This is a genomic window from Acholeplasma hippikon, assembly GCF_900660755.1.
GTDB lineage: Bacteria > Bacillota_I > Bacilli_A > Acholeplasmatales > Acholeplasmataceae > Acholeplasma > Acholeplasma hippikon.
Map to the genome: position 1 here is coordinate 390,512 of NZ_LR215050.1, position 21,310 is coordinate 411,821.

Sequence of the window (21,310 nt, forward strand, 5' to 3'; positions counted from 1 at the left end):
AAAAAGAGAGTTCAGAGGAACTCTCTTATTTTTTCATAATGGTTACACCACTATTAACAATATATTGATTTAATTTACTCATTTCTTCTACACTGAACAATGCACGATACTTAGGATCATTTAAATCTGGTCCAGAAATAGAAAGTGTTAATTCACCTTTTTTAACTCTTGACTTACCAATGTTTCTAACTTCAATTAACTTTTTATATGTGGCCTCACTACCACTTGAACCATATCCGTGAATAATCACTAATATTTTCTTACCGATTGTTTTTATTTCATCTCTTACATATTTAACTGCAAGACTATACTCAATATCATGTATGTCAACAATTCTAATCATGTTTAACCTCTAATACTTTATCTTGAGTAATACTATAAAGGTATGTCTTAACTGGCAATGTAAATATATTTTCTAAGTATTTTTTATAGGTTAATAATTGGTTCTTGTACTTATCAGGGTCAATATCTGTTGTTTTATAATCAATCACATGAATTTCACCTTCATAAATGGCAAGTAAATCAATTATTCCGTTTATTTTATTTGTTTCTTCAAAATAGATGAATTCATACTCATGATGTAAGAAAGATGCGTTTAAAATCGATTTTTGACCGAATTTTTTCGTGATAAATCTTTTTACTAGTGTTTCATTTGTTTCGCTTGTAAAGAACTCAAAACTTTCATGTAGTTTGGTCCCTTGTTTCAGATTCTTTTTTTCTTCCTCACTTAGTATACTCTGTATATGACGTGATGCCTTTAAGTCTTTAATGACCTCTTTTTCAAAAATAATTTGATCATCCTTTAATAAATCAATTTCAATTGGATAATAATAATTCTTTTCTTTTAAATAATCCCTAAAGTCAGCTTGTGTTTCAAATACACTACGTCGGGTTATATTTTCACTTTCAATGAAATCAGTAAAGTCATTTTCATATAAATAATCAGCAAAACTCTTTAAATTTGAATGATCATCTTCTTTTGTTGTCACTAAAAACAATGCTTTTTCAGCTCTTGTAAAGGCAACATAGAGTAATCTTAATTCCTCTTTTAGTTGACTAACTTCCTCACGAGACTTTAATTCATCTTTATAGGTTTGACCAATTTGTTTTAGTACTTCTTTTTTCTCGTGTGTTTCAAATGAAGGATAAATTTCTAATAAGTTATCTGATGAATATTTTAAATTAGGTGTTTTCTTTACACCAAACGATTTGTTTAAACCAACTAAGAATAATACTTCATATTCTAACCCTTTAGATTGGTGAATGTTCGTCATCTTCACACTATTTTCACTTGATTCTTGTAAGATAGATAATTCTAATTTCTTGTCATCATAAGCAATCTTATAAAAATATTCTACAAACTCATCACCAATAATACCTAAATCACTCATTGGTTGACAAAGTTTTACTAGATAATCAATTTGGAATTGTTTTAATGAACTATCAACAGTCTCAACAATATTTTTTTCTATTTCAAATGTTTCAAGCATGTAAAAAACAATCTCAGTATTTGATCGTGTATAGATAAACTTGTTTAAATTATTCAGTTTTTCAAAGATTAAAGGATGAATTTCTAGACGTTTAGTCCTTGTTGAATTTAGATCACTATCAATTAAGTCATTAAATATTTCGTAGTCACTTAAATTAAATAGCTCACTACGGGAAATACTTGCATAGGCAAAGCGCTTAATATCTTGTGATTCTCTATCAAATGTGTTCAGTAGTTTAGCAAGCATGAGGATATTTGCCATTAATTTAAGCAAATATGTCTCATTTAAGTCTAAAGAGACCTGGACTTGAAGTGGAATGCCTAAATAGTTAAAAACGTCAATAAACGCTTTAAAATTAGTTGTATTACGTGCAAGCACAGCTACTTCTTTATAATTTTTAATTAGTCCTTTAGCCATGAGGTCTTTTATTTTGTTACCTACAACAAACGCTTCTTCAGCAATATCTGTTTTTAATTCTAAATCTTTATGTAATTCTTCTAAGTATACCCCGGTTAATGGGTCGTTGTTAAACTTAGTCGAGCCACTTAACATCGCATGGTTTTCATTATAGTTAATGTCGTATTTATGCTTATCATTTAAAATACGCATAAATATTTGATTTACAAAATCAATAATTTTTTTATGACTTCTGTAGTTTGTGTTTAAAGAAATCACTGATGCCTCTTCTTGTTTACGAATAAATGTTTCAGGCTTGGCATTTCTAAATTTATAAATACTTTGTTTAATATCCCCAACGTACATCACATGAATATGATCATTATTTTCAATTAACATGTCTAAAAAGTCAGATTGAACTTGAGAGGTATCTTGGTATTCATCAACGAAGATATATTTAAATTGTTCTTTTAATCGGTTTCTTACATCAATATTTTCTCTTAATATTTTATTTAAGAAATTAGAAATATCTTTAAATTCATACTTATTTGTTTCTTTTTTAAATTGATTTAATCTTTGATCAAAGTCTTTTAATATTTTGACTAAAACTTCTGTATATGTCAAACGAATTTGGTGATAAAAAATGACATCATCTCTTTTGGTGAAGTTTTTCTTTAAATCTTTAACTTTCTTTAAAACTTTATTAATTTTATCTTGATAAAGTTCTTTAACAGATTCATCAAACATCGTCCAATTTAAACGTTTTTTGCTTAAATCACAATCTTCTGTTCTTTCACCATTTAAATAACGAATATATTCATAGTAAGAAATTAGTATTTCTTCATTCTTTTCGTCTTCAACAAAAGTTTCATCAATATCTAATAATTTTTGTTTAAAATTAGATAAATCAATTAAAGGTATGTTTAGTATGAGTGTTTCAATGTTTATATTTTCTAAACTTATATCACTACTTAATTTATCATGTAAATTGATTAAATTCTCAATTAATGTCTGACTTGATTTCTTATCAGTGAAATTGTATAAGAAATCTTTAGCAGCATTATCACCATGAATCATATAGTGAAGCATCAGTTCTTCCATTATTTCTTGTTTCGTGATGTTAAATACTGCTTGATCAAGTAATTCTAAGTTTGAATCCAAATTTATTTTTGAAGCGTGTTGTTTTACAAAGTTATATGCATATGAGTCAAAGGTTGAAACATATGCACTATCCACACGATTTGCTAAATCTTTATAAGGACCTTGAAGTAATATTTTCTTAATTCTTTCCTTCATTTCATTTGCTGCTTTTTTAGTAAATGTTAACACTAAAAAATCATCTAATGACGCGCCATCATAAATGATTTCTATCATTTTAGTAACCAGTGTTTTCGTTTTACCACTACCTGCCCCTGCAGGAACGATTAACTCTTTACTGCGATTATTAATAACTTCTGCTTGGAAAGGATTAGACCCTTCTTTAATTAATTGTTCAATCGTCTTCAAGTGAATCCTCCAATTGTTCTAAACTATATTTAGAATAGAAAGTAATTGCTTGAAATGCTTTATAGTCTTCATTTTTTAAATTATGCTTATAGTCAGTTGATTTTCTTACTTCGTTTTCAAACAATAAGTTTTTAATGCGATATGCGACTTCACCTAATAGTGATTCTAGTTTTTGATATAAATCAGTTAATTCATATGATTCTATTTTTCTATTGTCCCTTGATATGTAATATTTCGTATTTAAATCAGTTGTTTGAAGCGAATTTAATTTCAAATCACTTTCTAAGAAACTAAAGAACGAGACATCTCTAAAGATTAATTTTTCATCGTTTACACTTAACAAATAAGCATAAATAATTAATTGAAGTAAACTAAGTTGTTTGAGGTTTATTTTAGCATCATAGTTTTCATCTAATATTGTTAATAACTCAATAATTTTATCCTTACTAAATGATTCTTTTGCGCTTGATTTGAAGTCCATAATACTAAATGACCTTTCATCAGGATGTACTTTAATTAAATCAGCGCGACCTTTATAGTTTTGATAGCTTATTTCTTTTTCTACATAAAGTTTATATGATGGTTCATCTGATTCTAACTCTAAAAGTAATGTTAAGGCTCGAATCATACGTTCTTTATTTTTATCGACAAAGAATAATGTCTCAATAGCTAACTTTTTATCTAACGAGATAAAGTCATTTTCATAGACTATTTTATTCACTAAATTTATTTCGTGTTTAAAATAAATTGTTTTAACATCCTCAAAAAGTTTATTTGAATCAACATCAAGATTGATATGCTTTTCAATATAAATAATTAATTCCGGATCATTTAACGATGATTTTTCTACTTCAACAACATCTTTGAAGTTTATCAGATACATCACTTCAACTAATGTATGGAAAAAATTACCAATCTTAGTTGAAACATCAATTTTATAATTACTTAACAATAATATGTGTTTTATGTAAAACATAAATGGACTTTTGATGTATTCAATTAATTGTGTTGGAGTAAACTTAATTATACTTTGTTTTAGATATAAATCCATCCTACGCTTTTCATCCGGATTCAATTTAAAACCAGGAGTAAACATAACCAAATTTTTACCAGATTCATTATTTTTAAATAAGTCTTTATATATACTAATTGCTCTATTTGATGTTAAATCATTTATATTTAAATCATCAAAATCTTTTTTTACATATGGTAAGATGATGTCACTTGGAGCATAAGTCGTGTACTTATCTTTAATTGAAAATGAAATATACTTAATATTTTCATGCTTGATTAAATTACTTAAATAATTATAGGTATGTAGATTGAGTTCTTGGCTTGTTGGATACCCAATAAGTTTTTTTTCTTTATCTGAAAGATATGCGTTATCTTTATAAATTGAAGGGAAAACTTCATAAACAGCATGAATGATATATACTTTTTTATCAACCAAATATGGAATGCTATCAAGAGAAACAACATTGATTGCATCTTTGATTGAATCTAGTTGAATATTCCTTGATTTTAATTCATACAATAAAACTTGATGTAAGAGTTTCTCTTCATAATCATTTGGATATTTATTAATAATTTCTATAAAATGATCAATAATTTGATTAAATAAATTCTCATCAAAGTTAATATAGTCTTCATATTTCTTTTTTAATGTTAATTCATCGTTTAATAATATTCTTAATTCACTTATGCTAAGTTTAGCAAGTTCCTTTGTTAGTTTATAGTCAAAAAGATTAACTTTTTCATTCAGGTTAATTGGAATTTGATAAATTGATGCATATTTTTTAATTTCTTTAAGATCAGCTTCTGTTACATTCGATAGATAAAGATCACCTAATCTAGTCCCATTTGATAGTTCTTTTAGGATATCTTCAAACAAATGAAGTAATTCATGTTGTTTTGAGGTGAATTTTTTTACATTTACTTCGTTTTCATAAGTCAAATGGATTACTTCATATGAAATGTTTAGTTTCTTAAGTACTTCTTTTAAATAGATTGGTTCTTCGATAAAATATATTTTTTTATCTTGGATATAGTTCATAAACTTTTGATGTTTATTAAAGAATTTTTCATTTGCTTCATAAAACTTCATTAATGCTTCATGATTTTTTATATCATATTGAATAAATGACAACATTTCATTAATAATAGAAATAGGTAAGTTTAATGATTCTAGTGCATTTAAAATAACTTCATCATCACAACTGAAGGTAATATAATTTAAAAAGTCCTTTTCGCCTAACACTTTAAAAGGAAGTATTTTTCTATTTTTTAGTTCATATGTTGATTTATACGCAATAAATTCATTTTTAATTGCATTATTTAAGACCAGTAAATCATTTTTATTTAATATATTAAATAATTCTTTTATCTTCATCATTAGACCTCTTTCTTTCATTATAACATTGTTAAAACAGAGTCTTAAAGAAAAAAAGCACCTAAGTGCTTTTTAAATTTTACCTTCATTGAGCTTTAGTTGAACCATTTCACCAATTTCTTGTGTTGTCATATCTTTATAGACTTCATATGGAATAGGATCTGAAACAACTACTGTAATTTTAGTTCTTCTAAATGGCGCTTGTTTAGCAATTTTTGAGCTACCATTAATTGTCATTGGTAAAATAGTCGCTTGTGACTTTAATGCCATTTTAAATGAACCTGCTTTGGTTTCTTTTACTTCATCAGTTTCACGATTTTTTCTGCCGCCTTCAGGAAATACACACATTGCGAATCCTTCTTTGACATTTTCAATGGCTTTTAATAACCCTTTTAACGTCTTACGGTCATCTCCACGATAAATTGGCATACTACCAATCCCTAACATGAAACGTCGTAAAAAGGGAATTTTAAATAGTGAGTCTTTCGGTGTGTAACCTGTAGGACGTTTAATAATTTGTAATAAAATCACAGGATCTAATGCCGATTTATGGTTAGCATAAACAACCATACCACCAGTTAAAGGAATTTTTTCTTTATTTATGACTTTAATACGAAGATTAAAGTAAAATCTGCCAATAGCAAATGCTGCTGATCTAAACACATAGTTTTTAAAACGATTATGAATAGATACTCGCTCTAAGATGTATGTTGATGCAATTAAGCCAAAGGCAAGCATGAAATATCCTAAAAAGATACCAATTGCTATCCATAATGCAATATACCAGCCGCCTAAAACAAATAGTGACATTGGAACTGCAAAAGCTAAAATTGTTATGAAAAATAATGCTATAAACATAAAAACCTACTTTTTATAAGTTGCAAAGATTAAGCCATTGCTCATTCTTTTCTCAACTAGTTTATAATCTGATAAATTGAACTTTGTAAAATACACATTACCTTCATGAAAATTAAGTACATGTGTAATATAGAGTATATCAGCATACGGTAAGGTTAACTGATATATCATTTTTCCACCAATAATCCAAAGTTCATCTTTGAAGTTTTTAACAAAATCTACAACATCTTTTACTAATGTTGCATCTGGATAAACCTCATCTACAAGGTTAGCTACATAAATTTTACCGTAAGGTAATGGTTTTGTTTTATAGTAACTTTTTAATGAGCGGTAAGTTGCATCTCCCATTAAAACAGTTTTCCCTTGTGTTTTTTCTTTAAAAAATGCTAAATCTTCTTTATAATGCCATGGAAGTTCGTTGTCTTTTCCAATTAACCAGTTAACATCCATTGCCCAAATTGACTTAATCATACGGCTACTTCACCTTTAATTGCTGGATATGGGTCATACCCTTCGAGCTCAAAATCTTCATATTTGAAGTCAAAAAGGCTTTTAACTTCTGGATTAATCTTTAGTTTCGGTAATGGACGAGGCGTACGTGTTAATTGTAGGTTAATTTGATCATAGTGATTTTTATAAATATGCGCATCACCAATTGTATGAACAAATTCACCAAGTTCTAACCCTGTAACTTGTGTAAGCATCATCATAAATAATGCATAGGATGCTATATTAAACGGAATGCCTAAGAAGACATCACCGCTTCTTTGATAAAGTTGTAGAGATAATTTATTATTAACAACATATACTTGGATTAGCGTATGACATGGTGGTAGGGTCATTTTATCAATATCAGCAGGATTCCATGCAGATAAGACCATTCTTCTTGAATCCGGATTATTTTTAAGTTGGTCTAAAATATATTGGAGTTGGTCAACACCATTAAAATTGCGCCATTGAGAACCATAAACAGGACCTAAATCGCCCCATTTAGCAGCAAACTCATCACTATTAATGATTTTTTCTTGGAATTCTTTCATGGTTTCACCCATATATTCATTTGATTCTTTATATTTTTTATATGGCCAATCTGTCCAAATATTTACACCATGACGAACTAAATAACGAATATTGGTATCACCTTTAATAAACCATAATAATTCATGAATAATACCTTTTAAAAATGTTTTTTTAGTTGTAACAAGCGGGAATCCTTCATTTAGGTCAAAACGCATCTGATATCCGAAAATTGATTTCGTACCAGTACCTGTTCTATCAGTCTTTTCAATGCCATGTTCCATGATGTGCCTTGCTAAATCTAAGTACTGTTTCATAATTTATCCCCTTATCATAGTTTATTTTGCTAGTTCATAGAAACTTTCTGTATAAATGATTGTCGCTGTAATTAAATCATCAATGTCAATAAATTCATCCTTTTGGTGAATATAAGTTGGCTTACCTGGGAAATGTGGACCAAAAGCAACAACATTATCAGTTGCTCTTGCGAAAGTTCCGCCACCAATTGAAATTGCAGGTGATTCATCGCCAGTATGTTTCTTATAAATTCCCATTAATGTTTTAATTAAGTGAGAGTTTGGATCTTTATATAATAATTTTTGATGATGTTCTACAGTTACTTTGTAGTCTTCAATTAATAGTGTTTCGATATGTTCAAATACATCTTTTTGGTAATTTACACCATTTGGATAACGAAGATTTAAGACAATTTCAAATCGATTACCTTCAGTTTTTAATGTACCCCAGTTAACTGTTAATTCGCCCATTTCTTTGTCTGTATAAGCGATACCTAATTTAACTCCAAGATAGTCATTATTTAAGTATTTATTAACAAATTCAATGAATTCATTAGAAATACCCATATAATTTAATGCATTGAACATTAAGTGAATTGCATTTACTCCATCTTGTGGTAATGAACCGTGTGCTGATTTACCTTCTACTTCTAAGATTAATTCTTCATCATCAACACTTACTTTTCCAACTAGATTATGTTCTTTTAAATAATTTTCAAATTTTTCTTTATATGCTAAATCTTTAACAATATAGGCTCTTGCTGATTCTGGAACCATATTTGAACGTAAACCACCTTCAATTTTGCGAACCACTGAATTATCAAATGACCCACGAATAATTGTAGATGTAATACCTTTTTCTGCATAGATTAATGGGAAGTCAGCATCAGAAATAAATCCTGCTACTGGAGCTTGAGGATACTTTTTAAAGTAATAGTTCACACATCTCCATCCAGATTCTTCATCAATACCTAAAATTAATTTAATACGTTTAGATAACTTGATACCTTCTTCTTTTAAAATCTTCATAGCATAATAAACTGCCATTGTAGGTCCTTTATCATCTTCAGCACCACGAGCATAAATTTTATTATCATGAATTTCAGCACCATATGGAGGATAAGTCCAACCAGTTCCTGCAGGCACAACATCTAAGTGTCCAATTGAACCAATGTAATCTTCGCTATCACCAAATTCAATGTGACCAGCATACCCATCTACATTTTCAGTTCTAAAACCATCTTTATTTGCCATATTTAGCATGAAATCAAGTGCTTGTTTATTTCCTTCTCCAAAAGGCGCACCAATTCTTTCTGGATCAAATGTAGTTAATTCAGAATCAATTCTTAATAAGTCCTGAGTATCTTTAATCATTTGGTCTTTATATTTAAGCACTAACGCTTTAAAATCGATATTCATAATCATCACTCCTTCCTTAGATTTTACCACTAAATGAATATTTTTCAAACAACTACATACTTACCTTTTTTACTTTTTCTTTATAACTATGTTATAAATAGAGTAAATTTCAATAATAAAAAAATAAGTCTAAACTAATTAGACTTATTTTGTTTCATTTCGATATAGTTATTATATTCCATTTCCAAATCATGACTTGATTCAATGTATTTTTTTAAATAGCTGAATAGTTCAGATTTATATGGTTTAAAGAATGTTTCTATAACTTTAATATTATCTTTAATGTAGAACAAATAGGTTATTTCACCTTCTTCAAAGTAAATACCTCTTGGATAAACTTTTACTTCATTACCTAGAACTTGTTTTACGAAGAAGCGTTTTTTATTTGTTTTAAATTTATAAATCTTTTTATCATCACCAACAACAATAACGTAATTAAACTTTTTATTATATCCTTGGAAGATAACGATAAATAAAATAATGATCATGAGCCCACCAACAACTGAGATCATTGAAATACTTAATCCGTCAAATCCATCATAAATCGCGTCAACTAATGCAAATGTTAAAAGCACTAATAAGAAAGCTTCTATAATCCATAAAACATTATTGACTTTGTTGTAAACAGCTGAAATATAATTTTGACTTCTTTGATCGTCTTGAAGGACATAACTATTAATAAAGTATTTAATCGTTATATGTACTGGCATTAAAATAATATACGGCATTAATAATGCAAATAAATCAAAGATATATAAATCTTTATAGAAAACAATTAATAATGTCGCAGCTGCAATTGCAATTGCACCATAAATTGCTGATGTTAAATAAACTTTATGTGGTCCAATGATTAAATAAAGTAGAATCATGAGGAATATTGCTGAACCTAAAAGAATCCATAATACCATGATATTCTCCTCCTTATTGTAATCATTATAACATAATTTATTTGTTATTCTTCATTCAAATTTGCACTAAATTCTTCACCTTCTTTAGGTAAGAAAATCAATCTTTCACAAATAATATTAATGCTTGAACGATTTTGATCATGTTCATCAACCCACTTAGAAGTTTCTAAACGTCCTTTAATAGCAATCCCCATTCCTTTATATAAATAATCTTGAGCTTTTTTATGTAAAGCATCAAATAAATTCATTCTAAAGTAGTCTGTTTCATATTGTCCTTGATAGTTTTTATATGGTCTCATCACAGATACTCTTAAGTCTGTATAATTCACTCCATTTTCACTTTGTTTCGCTTCGAAACTTACAACTCTTCCAATTAAATTAACAAATGTCATTTTTAATTACCTCTTTCCTTTACATCAATCATTATAAAACGTTCATTTTTTAAATAAAAATTCTACTTTTATGTTTAAAATGGGTAATATAAATATTTTTTCATAAAAAAAGTGATGGAATCTTCCATCACCTATTCTTTTATGATTTTTTTTAAAAATAAAGATTATTTTTTGTCTTTTGGTAAAGTAAATAAATATGAAATCATATCATCATTAAATGATTGATATAACGCAATGACATCATCTAGTGTAATATCTTTTATGGTTTGTATCGCATCTTCAATTGTCATCTGATTTAAGTTGAACTTACCATAAAGATATAGTTTTGTTTCAATATCATCAAGTTCCATTAAATATCCACCTAGATATCCACGTTTCATGATTTCAAAGTTTTCATGCGTTAATTCGTTTAACGCCTCATTAAAGAAGTAATTAATAAATTCCTCTTTAATTTTTTCATAGTTTTTCGTATTAACATCGATGACATAGAGTAAAAGTTGTTCTTCATTTGTCATATCGAAGTCAAAATTTGAATTCATATAACCTTTTTTAATCATTTGGTCACTAAAACTTGATTGCTTACCAAATAAAAGTCTCATTAAAAAACTCATGATCATGCTATTTTTATAACGGCTTAAATAATCTAATTTTTGATGGATATATTTAAACCCAATCGAAATACTTGGCATAAAAACGTCTAAATATAGCTTATCTTGTTTAAGTTTAACTTCTTTTGGCTCTTCTGTTTTTTTAATGATTACGCTTGATGTTTCCTTATACGTATTAAAGTTTTCTTTTAATACTTTTTCATATTCATAAACATCAATTGGACCAATAATTAAAAGTTGGCGATTTTCATTTAAATAAAAATCTTGATGAAGTTTTAATAAACTTTCTTTTGATATTTCTTTTATATCAGCTTTAGTACCTAAAATATCATTTAATAATGGATGATTGTATAAAAGTTGACTAAATAGTTTTCTATCAATGATTGTATCAGGATCATCATCATACATTTGAATTTCTTCATTAATGATTTTTCTTTCACTTGCTACATTTTTATCAGTGAAATACGGTTCATCTAACATTTTAATTAAATAAATTACTGACAATAAGATATTTTCATGGCCATTAATGGTATAACTTGTGGTTTGATAAGTTGTCATGGCATTTGCACTTACACCAAATGTAGATAGTTTTTGAAAACCATCACCCTCTGGTGTTGCAAATATCTTATGTTCTAAAAAGTGTGCTGATCCCGGTATCACTTGATTTATAATGCCATCTTTTTCATATCTTAAGGTAATTCCCCCAATTGGTATATCCAATTGAACAAATGTAATTTGAGAATTTGTTGGAATTAAATGAACATTTAATCCATTATTTAATTTAAATTTGTGAATAGGGTTTTCAAATACTTTCGGATTCATTTTCACCCTCCACAATAAATGATGTTGTTAGTTTTAGCATACTTAAAACTTCTTTTACTTCTGAAACTGTAACACGCTTGATATTTTCAATATCATTTTCTAAAGTTGAGTTTGTTTGATAAAGTTCATTTGCAATTAATTTAGGAATATAACTTTGTTGATAGTCTTCTGCAAGAATTGTTTGATTAATTAATGCCTTTTTGGCATTAAATAACATTTCTTCACTTGGTCCATTTTGGATATAACGCTCAACAATTTCTTTTAAAGCTTGAAAACTGTCTAATCGCGTTTCATTATTAACACCAGCAAAAATAAATAAGTACTTTTTATCATATTCAAATCTAGCATCTACTTCATAAGCTAAACCTAATTCTTCTCTAAACTCTTTAAATAAAATACTATCCGGATATCCACTTAACATTAAGGATGCTAAGATTGCAGGTATATATAATTTATCTAAACGATTAATATTCAAGTTATATGCCAAGAATATAAATGATTGTCCCATTGGTAACTTTGTTTCATGGTGTGTATAAGACTTATTGAAGTCTTCAATCATTAAGCGCTCTTTCAAGGTTACACGTTCAAATGACTTTAGGTTATCAATTTTTGATTGAAGCGATTCAGAAATATCACCTGTGGCATAAATTTTAATATCATTTGTTAAGAAATGTTCTAAATAATACTGATATAAATCATTTACTGTTATTTTTTCTACTTCTTCTAGTGTCCCATAACTTGGATGCGCAATATAGTGATTACCAAAATTATGCGTTAAAAACATATCTCTAGCATACTCAAATTTACGTTCAGGTAATGTTTCAATTTGTTCAATTAATCTTCTTTTTGTCTCATTAAAAATCTGTTCATCGAATAACTTTCGATCAAAAAGCATATCTTTAATTAAATCAATGATATCATCTTCATAATTTAAGTCATCAATAAATTTTGGACTCGCAAATGACATTGTAAAACGGAGCATAGAATATTGCCCCATTACATTCAATTTAGATGACACATATGAACCATAAAGATTAGAAAATGCATTGATTAGTGATTTTTTTGTAGGATATTTAGTTGAGTAACTTGTTAAAATGCGGGCTAATAAAAAACGATACGAATACGCATCTTTTTCATTTTTATCGATGAAACAGAATGATAAATGTATCGTTTTAAATCGACTATTTTTTAAAATGGTCATACTTTAGCGTTAAGAGCAATCTCCATCATTCTAGTAAATGCTTCTTGACGTTCTTTAGCAGAAGTTAGTTCATGTGTAACAAGTGAATCTGAAATTGTTAATAAACAAGCAGCTTTTTTACCTGTTGCTAATGCATTAGCGAATAATGCAAATGATTCCATTTCGACACATAGACAACCATGTTTTTCATGAATATCTTTGAATTCATCACCATTGATACGGTAGAATACGTCAGATGAGTGAATAACACCTTCATGAATTTCAATGCCTAATTTTTTAGCACTTCTCTTTAATGCGCTATTTACTGATTTTGTAGCATTTAGTTTCTTCTTAGAAGATACGCCCATTGTTTTAGCGTATGAAGATTCACTCCATGCTGCTGTAGATAATACAACATCGTATAAGTTTAACTTATCAGTATAAGCGCCCGCTGAACCGATACGAATGATTGTTTCTACATCGTAGAATTTAAATAATTCATATGAGTAAATACCAATTGAAGGCATACCCATGCCAGAACCCATAACAGAAATCTTCTTTCCTTTATAAGTTCCTGTATATCCAAACATATTTCTTACGCCGTTGATTTGTTCAACGTTTTCTAAATATGTTTCTGCAATAAACTTAGCTCTAAGTGGATCTCCAGGCATTAGAACAGTTTTTGCAATTTTGCTTTTATCTTCTAACTCAATATGTGGTGTTGCCATTTGTTTCCCCCTCCATTAATTTAACCCCTCCAGATGTGCCTAATCTATCAGCACCTGCTTCGATCATTTTTAAAGCGTCTTCTTTTGTACGAATGCCGCCTGAAGCTTTAATAAATCCTGTATCTTTGATTGCTTTCTTCATAATAATAACATCTTCTAATGAAGCACCACGAGACGCATAACCTGTAGATGTTTTAACGAATTGAGCACCAGCTTTGATCGCTAATTTAGATGCAAAAGTAATTTCTTTCTTTTCTAAATAAGCTGTTTCGATAATAACTTTAACAGTTTTACCTTTTGCAGCTTTAACAACTGCTTTAATATCTGCTAATACATTTTTTCTATTAGCTTCTTTTACTGCTGAAACATTAATAACCATATCAATTTCGTCAGCACCATCTTTAATGGCTTCTTTTGTTTCATATGCTTTTACCTTTGGTAAATGAGTTCCATGAGGAAATCCAATGACAGTACATACTAATACGTTTGTTCCTTCAAGTTTTTCTTTAGCATATTTTACCCAAATTGGACTTACGCAAACACTCTTAAATTGATATTTGATTGCTTCTTCGATTAATTGGTCAATTTGTTCTTTTGTTACGATTGGTCCTAATTTAGTATGATCAATATATGTATTTAATAACATATTGTTTCTCCTTTAATTCTTTATAGACGTATGTCTTTAGATTGATATTTTATTAACTGATTGTTTTAAGCGTCTAACACTTGATGTAAATGATATCTAGAAAAACTCTTAGCTACTGGAGTAAACTTACCTTTTCTTGCGATTTTATTAAGTTTCTTGTTTGCCTTTTTACTAACAACTTTAGTTCCTTGTAAAAAACCAGGTACATCTAGCAATAATTTTTCAGTTTTCTTTAAGAATTCATTATAATCAATCACTTTAACCATATCATCTGCTTGTCGATATAATAAATAATCAACATATGGAGGGAATACAGTTAACGAATTCTCCTTCCACTCAACAGCTAGATATGGATTATCTTCTTCATCTTTAATGAAGTGATACTTAGGAACAATTGTATCTAAATCATCATAATATGCTTGTAAACTAACCATTTCATCCATATATCTTAATACTGAGTTTAATTTTTCTTCTCTAAAGAAGTAATATTTATCTTGTTCTTCAGGATATTTTTCTAAATATGCCTTTTTAACCATTTGATAAACTCTAAAGATTCTATCTGCATTAAACTCTAAGACATCGTTAAACATTTCTGATAAGACGAATAAATCAAACTTATCACAAACCTTTTTAACAAGTTGAATGACATGTTTTACAAAGTAATTTGGACTTAAAATTGGTAGTTCTAAGTGAAAATTCACTTCTAAATATTTAGGAGATACTCTTTGAATATTTGGAACTTGTGATTTTCTTGTGATATAGAAAGCACATACATATCCTAATCTAGGATGTGAATATAAAAATCTTACGGCTTTATCATCCATCTCAACTTCAAATCCTTCTTCGGATTCAAAATGCTCAATGACTTGTTCCATATCAATTGTTCTTGATTTTTCTTTAAAAAAATGTAGATAAAATTGACTCAACGTAATCTCCCCTTTATTTCTATTTTAACATGAGTTACTTGTTCTCTTCACTAAAGATATTTTTTAATTTTTTATAGTCAGTTCTATCAAACTGCATTGGTGTGATAGAAACATAGCCTTCATAGTAAGCTGTCATATCACTATCTTCATCTTCTTTAAAATGAACATCTGATGCGTGAAGTCTATAAACATTAGGTTTATCGGTCTTCATTAATTCACTATATTGTAGGCGTTGACCTAATTTTGTTACACGGATTCCCTGTACTTTTTTAAATGAAGTGTGCGGGAAGTTTACATTTAAGATTCCTGTATTTTTATACAATTCAGTTTCAATTAACTCATCTAATAATTTTACTGTTTCATCATATAAATAAGGAACCTTAATATCTGGAGCAGAGAAAGCAATCGCAGGAATACCATAAATTGAGGCTTCCATTGCTGCTGCAACTGTTCCAGAATATTGAATATCTTTTGCTAAATTTACGCCATGATTAATACCAGATAAAACTAAATCAAATTCTTGATCAAATAATTTTAAACCAGCTTTGATACAGTCTGCAGGTGTTCCAGTGACTGCAATTGATCTTGCTGATGCAAATAAAGGTTCAACTTCTTCAATTTCCATTGTTCCTTTATATGAAATTGCAGCTGACATTGCACTTTGTTGATATTTTGGCGCAGCGACAAATACAGAGCCAAAATGACTAGCAGCCTTTACTAAGATTTTAATACCTTCTGCTTCAATACCATCATCATTTACGACTAAAATATTCATCTTCTTCCTCCAATTACATGTTCACAACGGTGACAAAGTTTATCACCATTGACTTCATCAACAATGTTCCAGCAACGTTCACATAAAACGCCATCAGCCTTTTCAACTAATACGCTGAACTCATTGCTTAAGATTAAGTTAACTTTTGAAACAATTAATACTTTATTTAAGTTTTCTGTCAATTGTAAGTATGTTAATGCGTCCATCATTTCTTTTGTCACATTGATTGTAACTTTAGCTTCTAATGATTTACCAATTAATTTAGATGCACGAGCTAATTCTAAGTGTTTTAATACTTCATCACGTAAGGTTACGAAATGAACATAATTTTCTTGTAATTTGGGCTCTTTCATTCTGCCACCAACTGGCATACGTTCTAAGTAAATATCTTCTTCAGCTTTATAAGGTAAGTGGCTATATGCTTCAGAAGTTGTATGTGGAATGATTGGTGTAAGGATTGCAAGTAAACCTAATAAGATATCATAAATTGTTGATTGAATTGCACGACGTTCAAAATCATTTTGATCATCACAGTATAATGTATCTTTTGTATAGTCTAAGTAGAATGCTGATAATTCATTAATAATAAATGGCATCACTAAGCGTGTAACTTCAGCAAAATTATAGTTTTTATATGCTTCGTTTGTCTTAGATGCTAATTCATAATACTTATCAGTCACAATACGGTTTAATTGACCTCTCATTGACCAACCTACATAATCTGTTTCAGGATTAAAATCATTGACAACACCTAACATAAATCTAAATGTGTTTCTAATTTTTCTATATGATTCAGAAACTTGTTTCATTAAATCATTAGAAATTCTAACATCTGCTTCATAGTCAACTGATGCTACCCATAATCTTAATACGTCAGCACCTTGTTCTTTCATTACTGCTAATGGGTCAATAACATTACCTAATGATTTACTCATTTTTCTGCCTTGACCATCTAATACGAAACCATGAGAAACGATTTCTTTATATGGAGCAATCTTCTTAGTTGCAATTGATGTAGTTAATGATGAGTTAAACCATCCACGATATTGGTCAGAACCTTCTAAGTATAAATCAGCTGGGAATGGTAATCCACGACGTTCTAACACGCGGTATGAAGTACCTGAGTCAAACCAAACGTCCATGATATCTAATTCTTTTGTTAATTTTCCTTCAAATTCATATCCTTCAGGTAATAAATCTTTAGGTTCCCATTCATACCAAACATCTGAACCATGTTTTTCAAAGATATCAGCAACATGATTAATTACATTGCTGTCTAAGATTGGTGTGCCATCTTCTTTATAGAATGCAGGAATTGGAACTCCCCATGCTCTTTGACGAGAAATTACCCAGTCTTCACGGTCTCTCAACATGTTTGAAAGTCTCACTTCACCCCATACAGTATTCCATTTAACTGTTTTAACTGATTCAAGTAATTCTTCTCTAATCATTTCCACACTTGCAAACCATTGAGGCGTTGCTCTAAAGATTACTGGTTTTTTAGTTCTCCAGTCATGAGGATATGAGTGAGTGATTACAGTTAGATTTAATAATGCACCTTTAGCTTCTAAATCAGCAATGATTGCATCATTTGCTTTTTCATAGAATAAGCCTTCATATTGGAATGCTTCAGCAGTCATATGACCTTGAGCATCAACTGGTGATAATAAATCTAATTTATATTTCTTACCAACCATATAGTCATCTACACCATGTCCTGGTGCAGTATGTACTAAACCAGTACCATCTTCATTGGTAACATGTTCACCTAAGATTACTGGGCTTACACGATCAAATAATGGGTGTTTATATTGAACATATTCTAATGCTTCACCTTTGAATTCTTTAATGATATTTACATTTTCAAATTTTAATAGTGAAGTTAATTTTTCTAATAAGTCTTTAGCACAGATATAATTTGTACCATTTGATTCAAATAATACATAAGTTAAGTTTGGATGTGCTGAAACTGCTAAATTTGCAGGTAAAGTCCAAGGTGTAGTTGTCCAAATTAATAATTTTGTATTTGGGAATTTTTCATCAACAACATCAAATGCAACATAAATTGATTTTGATTGTTTGTCATGATATTCAATTTCAGCTTCTGCTAAAGCAGATTCTGAAGATGGTGACCAATAAATTGGTTTTAATCCCTTATAGATTAATCTATTTTCTACCATTTGACCAAATACTCTAATTTGATCAGCAACAAAAGTCTTATCTAGTGTTAGATAAGGATGATCCCAATCACCTAAAATACCTAAGCGTTTGAATTGTGCTTTTTGAACTTCTACTTGGCTTAATGCGTATTCACGGCAGATTTTTCTAAATTCTGAACGTGATAACTCTTTACGATTAACTCCTTTTTTAGTTACTTCATTTTCAATTGGTAAACCATGTGTATCCCATCCTGGAATATAGGGTACATATTTACCAGACATTGTTTGATAACGTAATACAAAGTCTTTTAAAGTTTTTTGGAAAGCATGTCCAATGTGAATATTATTGTTTGCATAAGGAGGACCATCGTGTAAAACAAATGGCTCATTGTCCTTATTCATTTCTAATACTTTTTTGTAGAGATCCATTTCAGCCCATTTTGCTTGGATTAATGGTTCTCTAACACCTAAATTACCTCTCATTTCAAAATCGGTTTTAGGCATTAATAATGTATCTTTAAAATCCATTCTTATTTCCTCCAATAAATAAAAAAATCGTCCTTAAAAATCAATTCTAAGGACGAATTAAAAATTCCGCGGTACCACCTTAGTTCGTATACATATTATATACGCACTTATTTAAGTTGATTTTGCTCGTAGCTGATAATAGTTATTGTGTTTGTTGTAAGGCTTACACCATTTCCTTACTCGCTTTAAACCTTTACAATACTACCTTGGTCTAGTCATCGCAATATTTAATTTAAATTAGTTCTTAGCCACGCTTCAACAGAACCATCTGTATAAAGGTCTTTATTTCCAAAAAGATAAGTTGTTTCATTAATTTCTACAATTTGACCAGAAATTGCATAAACAACACCAGACATAAATGAAATGACTTTATTTGCTCGATCGATATGTAATTGATCAAAGTTTAAAATTAATGGTGCGCCTTCCATCATTTGACGTGCTAACTTAGTAATATATGCATCATCATCATTACGAAGTTGTTCCATCAAAATGCGTTCAGCAGTTAAGATTTCAATTTCATTTTGCTTCTTCTTACCAAATAGACCCATTTAGATTACCCCTTTGAATAGTGATCCAATTCTTAAATAATCACTTTGATATTTAAGTGCTAATTCAAAATCATGACTCATACCCATTGATGTTTTTTCTAATCCATATTGCTTTTTTAAATCATTCAATGTCTTAAAGACATTTTCTGTAGCAACTAAATTATTATCTACACCCATGGCCATAAACCCGATTATATTTATTTTATCATATTTTTTTATCTCTTCCATAAAGTCGGTTAAGTTTTCGACAATTAACCCAGATTTACTTTCTTCATGTGAAATATTAAGTTGAATAAAACAGTTTAACGGATTTATACGGTATTTTTGAATCTCTTTAGCTAATTTAATAGAATCTAGTGAATGAAGGTAATCAATTTCATTAATTACTTGTTTCACTTTATTCGTTTGAAGATGTCCTATTAAATGCCAAATAATATCTTTATGATTAACTGCTTCTTTTTTGCATAGAAGATCTTGAACATAATTTTCACCAAAGTTTCTAATACCTAGTTCATATATTTTATTCATTTCTTCTACCGTAAAATATTTAGAAGCACATACAATATTATCTTTATAATCTAAGAAGTTCATTATACATTAAATCTAAAGTGCATAATGTCACCATCTTGCACAACATAATCTTTACCTTCTAAACGAACTTTACCTTTTTCTTTAGCTGCCACTGGAGATCCACAAGCCATTAAATCATCATATGATAATGTTTCAGCTTTAATAAATCCTTTTTCAAAGTCAGTATGAATGATACCTGCTGCTTGAGGGGCTTTTGTCCCTGCAACAAATGTCCACGCTCTTGTTTCTTGTGGTCCACAAGTAAAGTAAGTTTTTAAGCCTAAGATTTCATAACCTTTTTTAATTACTGAATCTAAACCAGATTCTTTTAAGCCATAACTTTCTAAGAAAATAGTTTGTTCTTCTTTATCTTCAATGGTAGAAATTTCGTATTCTACTTGAGCTGAAATCGGAATTACATCAATTCCTAATGATTTACCTTTTTCTACTAATGCATTGAAGTGATTATTAGCAGTTGGATTTGCTAAATCAGTATCAGCTAAATTTGCGATATATAAATTTTGTTTTAAAGACAGTAAATTAAGATTTTTAACAATTTTCTTTTCTTCATCAGAAAAATCTAAATCACTTGGTCTACCGTCTGTTTCAATCATTGTTTTTACCTTTGTTAATGCAGACGCTTCTACCATTGCTTCAGCGTTTTTAACTTTTAACATTTTTTCTAATCTAGGTAATCTCTTTTCGATTGATTCTAAATCAGCTAATCTTAATTCCATTTCAATGATTTCAAGGTCACGAATCGGATCAACTCTACCTTCAACATGTGTAATGTTTGTATCTTCAAAACAACGAATAACGTGTGCAATCGCATCAACTTGACGGATGTGTGATAAGAATTGGTTACCTAATCCTTCACCTTTTGAAGCCCCTTTTACTAAACCAGCAATATCAATGAATTCGATTGCTGTTGGAATAATCTTTGCAGATTTATAAATTTTAGCTAGATTTTCTAGTCTATCATCATTAACTTGTACAACACCAACGTTTGGATCGATAGTTGCAAATGGATAGTTTGCTGCTAATACTCCTGAGTTAGTAATTGCATTAAATAGTGTTGATTTACCAACATTTGGTAAACCTACAATTCCAATACTTAACATAATATTCTCCCGTTAAAAAAGGCGTTAT

Annotated in this window: 19 protein-coding genes; all 19 read right to left on the bottom strand. The window is 29.1% G+C overall.

Translation table 11 applies throughout. The annotated features are described in order from the left end of the window. Window positions 1-25: 25 nt before the first annotated feature. On the bottom strand, window positions 26-343 hold the full coding sequence (locus tag EXC59_RS01895; RefSeq protein ID WP_035369545.1) for a hypothetical protein: 318 nt from the start codon (window positions 341-343) through the stop codon (window positions 26-28). Beyond that, entirely contained in the window at window positions 336-3,392 is a 3,057-nt protein-coding gene (locus EXC59_RS01900) for a UvrD-helicase domain-containing protein (protein ID WP_035369544.1), read from the bottom strand. The genes EXC59_RS01895 and EXC59_RS01900 overlap by 8 nt, the downstream gene beginning before the upstream one ends. Then, entirely contained in the window at window positions 3,379-5,784 is a 2,406-nt protein-coding gene (locus EXC59_RS01905; protein ID WP_162849167.1) for a PD-(D/E)XK nuclease family protein, read from the bottom strand. Before EXC59_RS01905 ends, EXC59_RS01900 begins: the two co-directional genes overlap by 14 nt. Before the next feature lie 69 nt (window positions 5,785-5,853). After that, window positions 5,854-6,639, bottom strand: a complete 786-nt coding sequence (locus EXC59_RS01910; RefSeq protein ID WP_035369541.1) for a lysophospholipid acyltransferase family protein — start codon at window positions 6,637-6,639, stop codon at window positions 5,854-5,856. A 6-nt stretch (window positions 6,640-6,645) separates the two neighbouring features. Continuing rightward, the gene (locus EXC59_RS01915; RefSeq protein WP_035369539.1) at window positions 6,646-7,110 is read right to left on the bottom strand and encodes a dihydrofolate reductase; all 465 of its coding nucleotides are present in this window, start codon (window positions 7,108-7,110) and stop codon (window positions 6,646-6,648) included. Further along, entirely contained in the window at window positions 7,107-7,973 is an 867-nt protein-coding gene (gene thyA, locus EXC59_RS01920; protein WP_035369625.1) for a thymidylate synthase, read from the bottom strand. Before thyA ends, EXC59_RS01915 begins: the two co-directional genes overlap by 4 nt. A 21-nt stretch (window positions 7,974-7,994) precedes the next feature. Then, window positions 7,995-9,371 (bottom strand): dipeptidase PepV, encoded by a 1,377-nt coding sequence (gene pepV / locus EXC59_RS01925; protein ID WP_035369538.1) that lies wholly within the window; start codon window positions 9,369-9,371, stop codon window positions 7,995-7,997. 134 nt (window positions 9,372-9,505) lie between these two features. Then, complete coding sequence (locus tag EXC59_RS01930; protein WP_035369537.1) at window positions 9,506-10,279, bottom strand: hypothetical protein; 774 nt, start codon at window positions 10,277-10,279, stop codon at window positions 9,506-9,508. A 44-nt stretch (window positions 10,280-10,323) separates the two neighbouring features. Beyond that, window positions 10,324-10,671, bottom strand: a complete 348-nt coding sequence (locus EXC59_RS01935; RefSeq protein ID WP_035369535.1) for a single-stranded DNA-binding protein — start codon at window positions 10,669-10,671, stop codon at window positions 10,324-10,326. A 164-nt stretch (window positions 10,672-10,835) separates the two neighbouring features. After that, window positions 10,836-12,101, bottom strand: a complete 1,266-nt coding sequence (gene yfmH / locus EXC59_RS01940; RefSeq protein WP_035369533.1) for an EF-P 5-aminopentanol modification-associated protein YfmH — start codon at window positions 12,099-12,101, stop codon at window positions 10,836-10,838. Next, window positions 12,082-13,302 (bottom strand): M16 family metallopeptidase, encoded by a 1,221-nt coding sequence (locus EXC59_RS01945; RefSeq protein ID WP_162164041.1) that lies wholly within the window; start codon window positions 13,300-13,302, stop codon window positions 12,082-12,084. Before EXC59_RS01945 ends, yfmH begins: the two co-directional genes overlap by 20 nt. Next, window positions 13,299-14,009: a purine-nucleoside phosphorylase gene (gene deoD / locus EXC59_RS01950; RefSeq protein ID WP_162164040.1), complete on the bottom strand. Its 711-nt coding sequence runs from the start codon at window positions 14,007-14,009 to the stop codon at window positions 13,299-13,301. The genes EXC59_RS01945 and deoD overlap by 4 nt, the downstream gene beginning before the upstream one ends. Then, window positions 13,990-14,655 (bottom strand): deoxyribose-phosphate aldolase, encoded by a 666-nt coding sequence (gene deoC, locus EXC59_RS01955; RefSeq protein ID WP_162164039.1) that lies wholly within the window; start codon window positions 14,653-14,655, stop codon window positions 13,990-13,992. Before deoC ends, deoD begins: the two co-directional genes overlap by 20 nt. A 65-nt stretch (window positions 14,656-14,720) precedes the next feature. Then, entirely contained in the window at window positions 14,721-15,581 is an 861-nt protein-coding gene (locus tag EXC59_RS01960) for a hypothetical protein (RefSeq protein WP_035369528.1), read from the bottom strand. Between the two features lie 34 nt (window positions 15,582-15,615). Beyond that, complete coding sequence (gene surE / locus EXC59_RS01965; RefSeq protein ID WP_035369527.1) at window positions 15,616-16,356, bottom strand: 5'/3'-nucleotidase SurE; 741 nt, start codon at window positions 16,354-16,356, stop codon at window positions 15,616-15,618. Next, window positions 16,353-19,043 (bottom strand): isoleucine--tRNA ligase, encoded by a 2,691-nt coding sequence (gene ileS, locus EXC59_RS01970; protein ID WP_162164038.1) that lies wholly within the window; start codon window positions 19,041-19,043, stop codon window positions 16,353-16,355. The genes surE and ileS overlap by 4 nt, the downstream gene beginning before the upstream one ends. Window positions 19,044-19,270: 227 nt before the next feature. Next, the gene (gene sepF / locus EXC59_RS01975; protein ID WP_035369525.1) at window positions 19,271-19,591 is read right to left on the bottom strand and encodes a cell division protein SepF; all 321 of its coding nucleotides are present in this window, start codon (window positions 19,589-19,591) and stop codon (window positions 19,271-19,273) included. Then, window positions 19,592-20,182, bottom strand: a complete 591-nt coding sequence (locus EXC59_RS01980; protein WP_051659043.1) for a YggS family pyridoxal phosphate-dependent enzyme — start codon at window positions 20,180-20,182, stop codon at window positions 19,592-19,594. Next, complete coding sequence (gene ychF / locus EXC59_RS01985; RefSeq protein WP_035369524.1) at window positions 20,182-21,285, bottom strand: redox-regulated ATPase YchF; 1,104 nt, start codon at window positions 21,283-21,285, stop codon at window positions 20,182-20,184. The genes EXC59_RS01980 and ychF overlap by 1 nt, the downstream gene beginning before the upstream one ends. Window positions 21,286-21,310 lie beyond the last annotated feature (25 nt).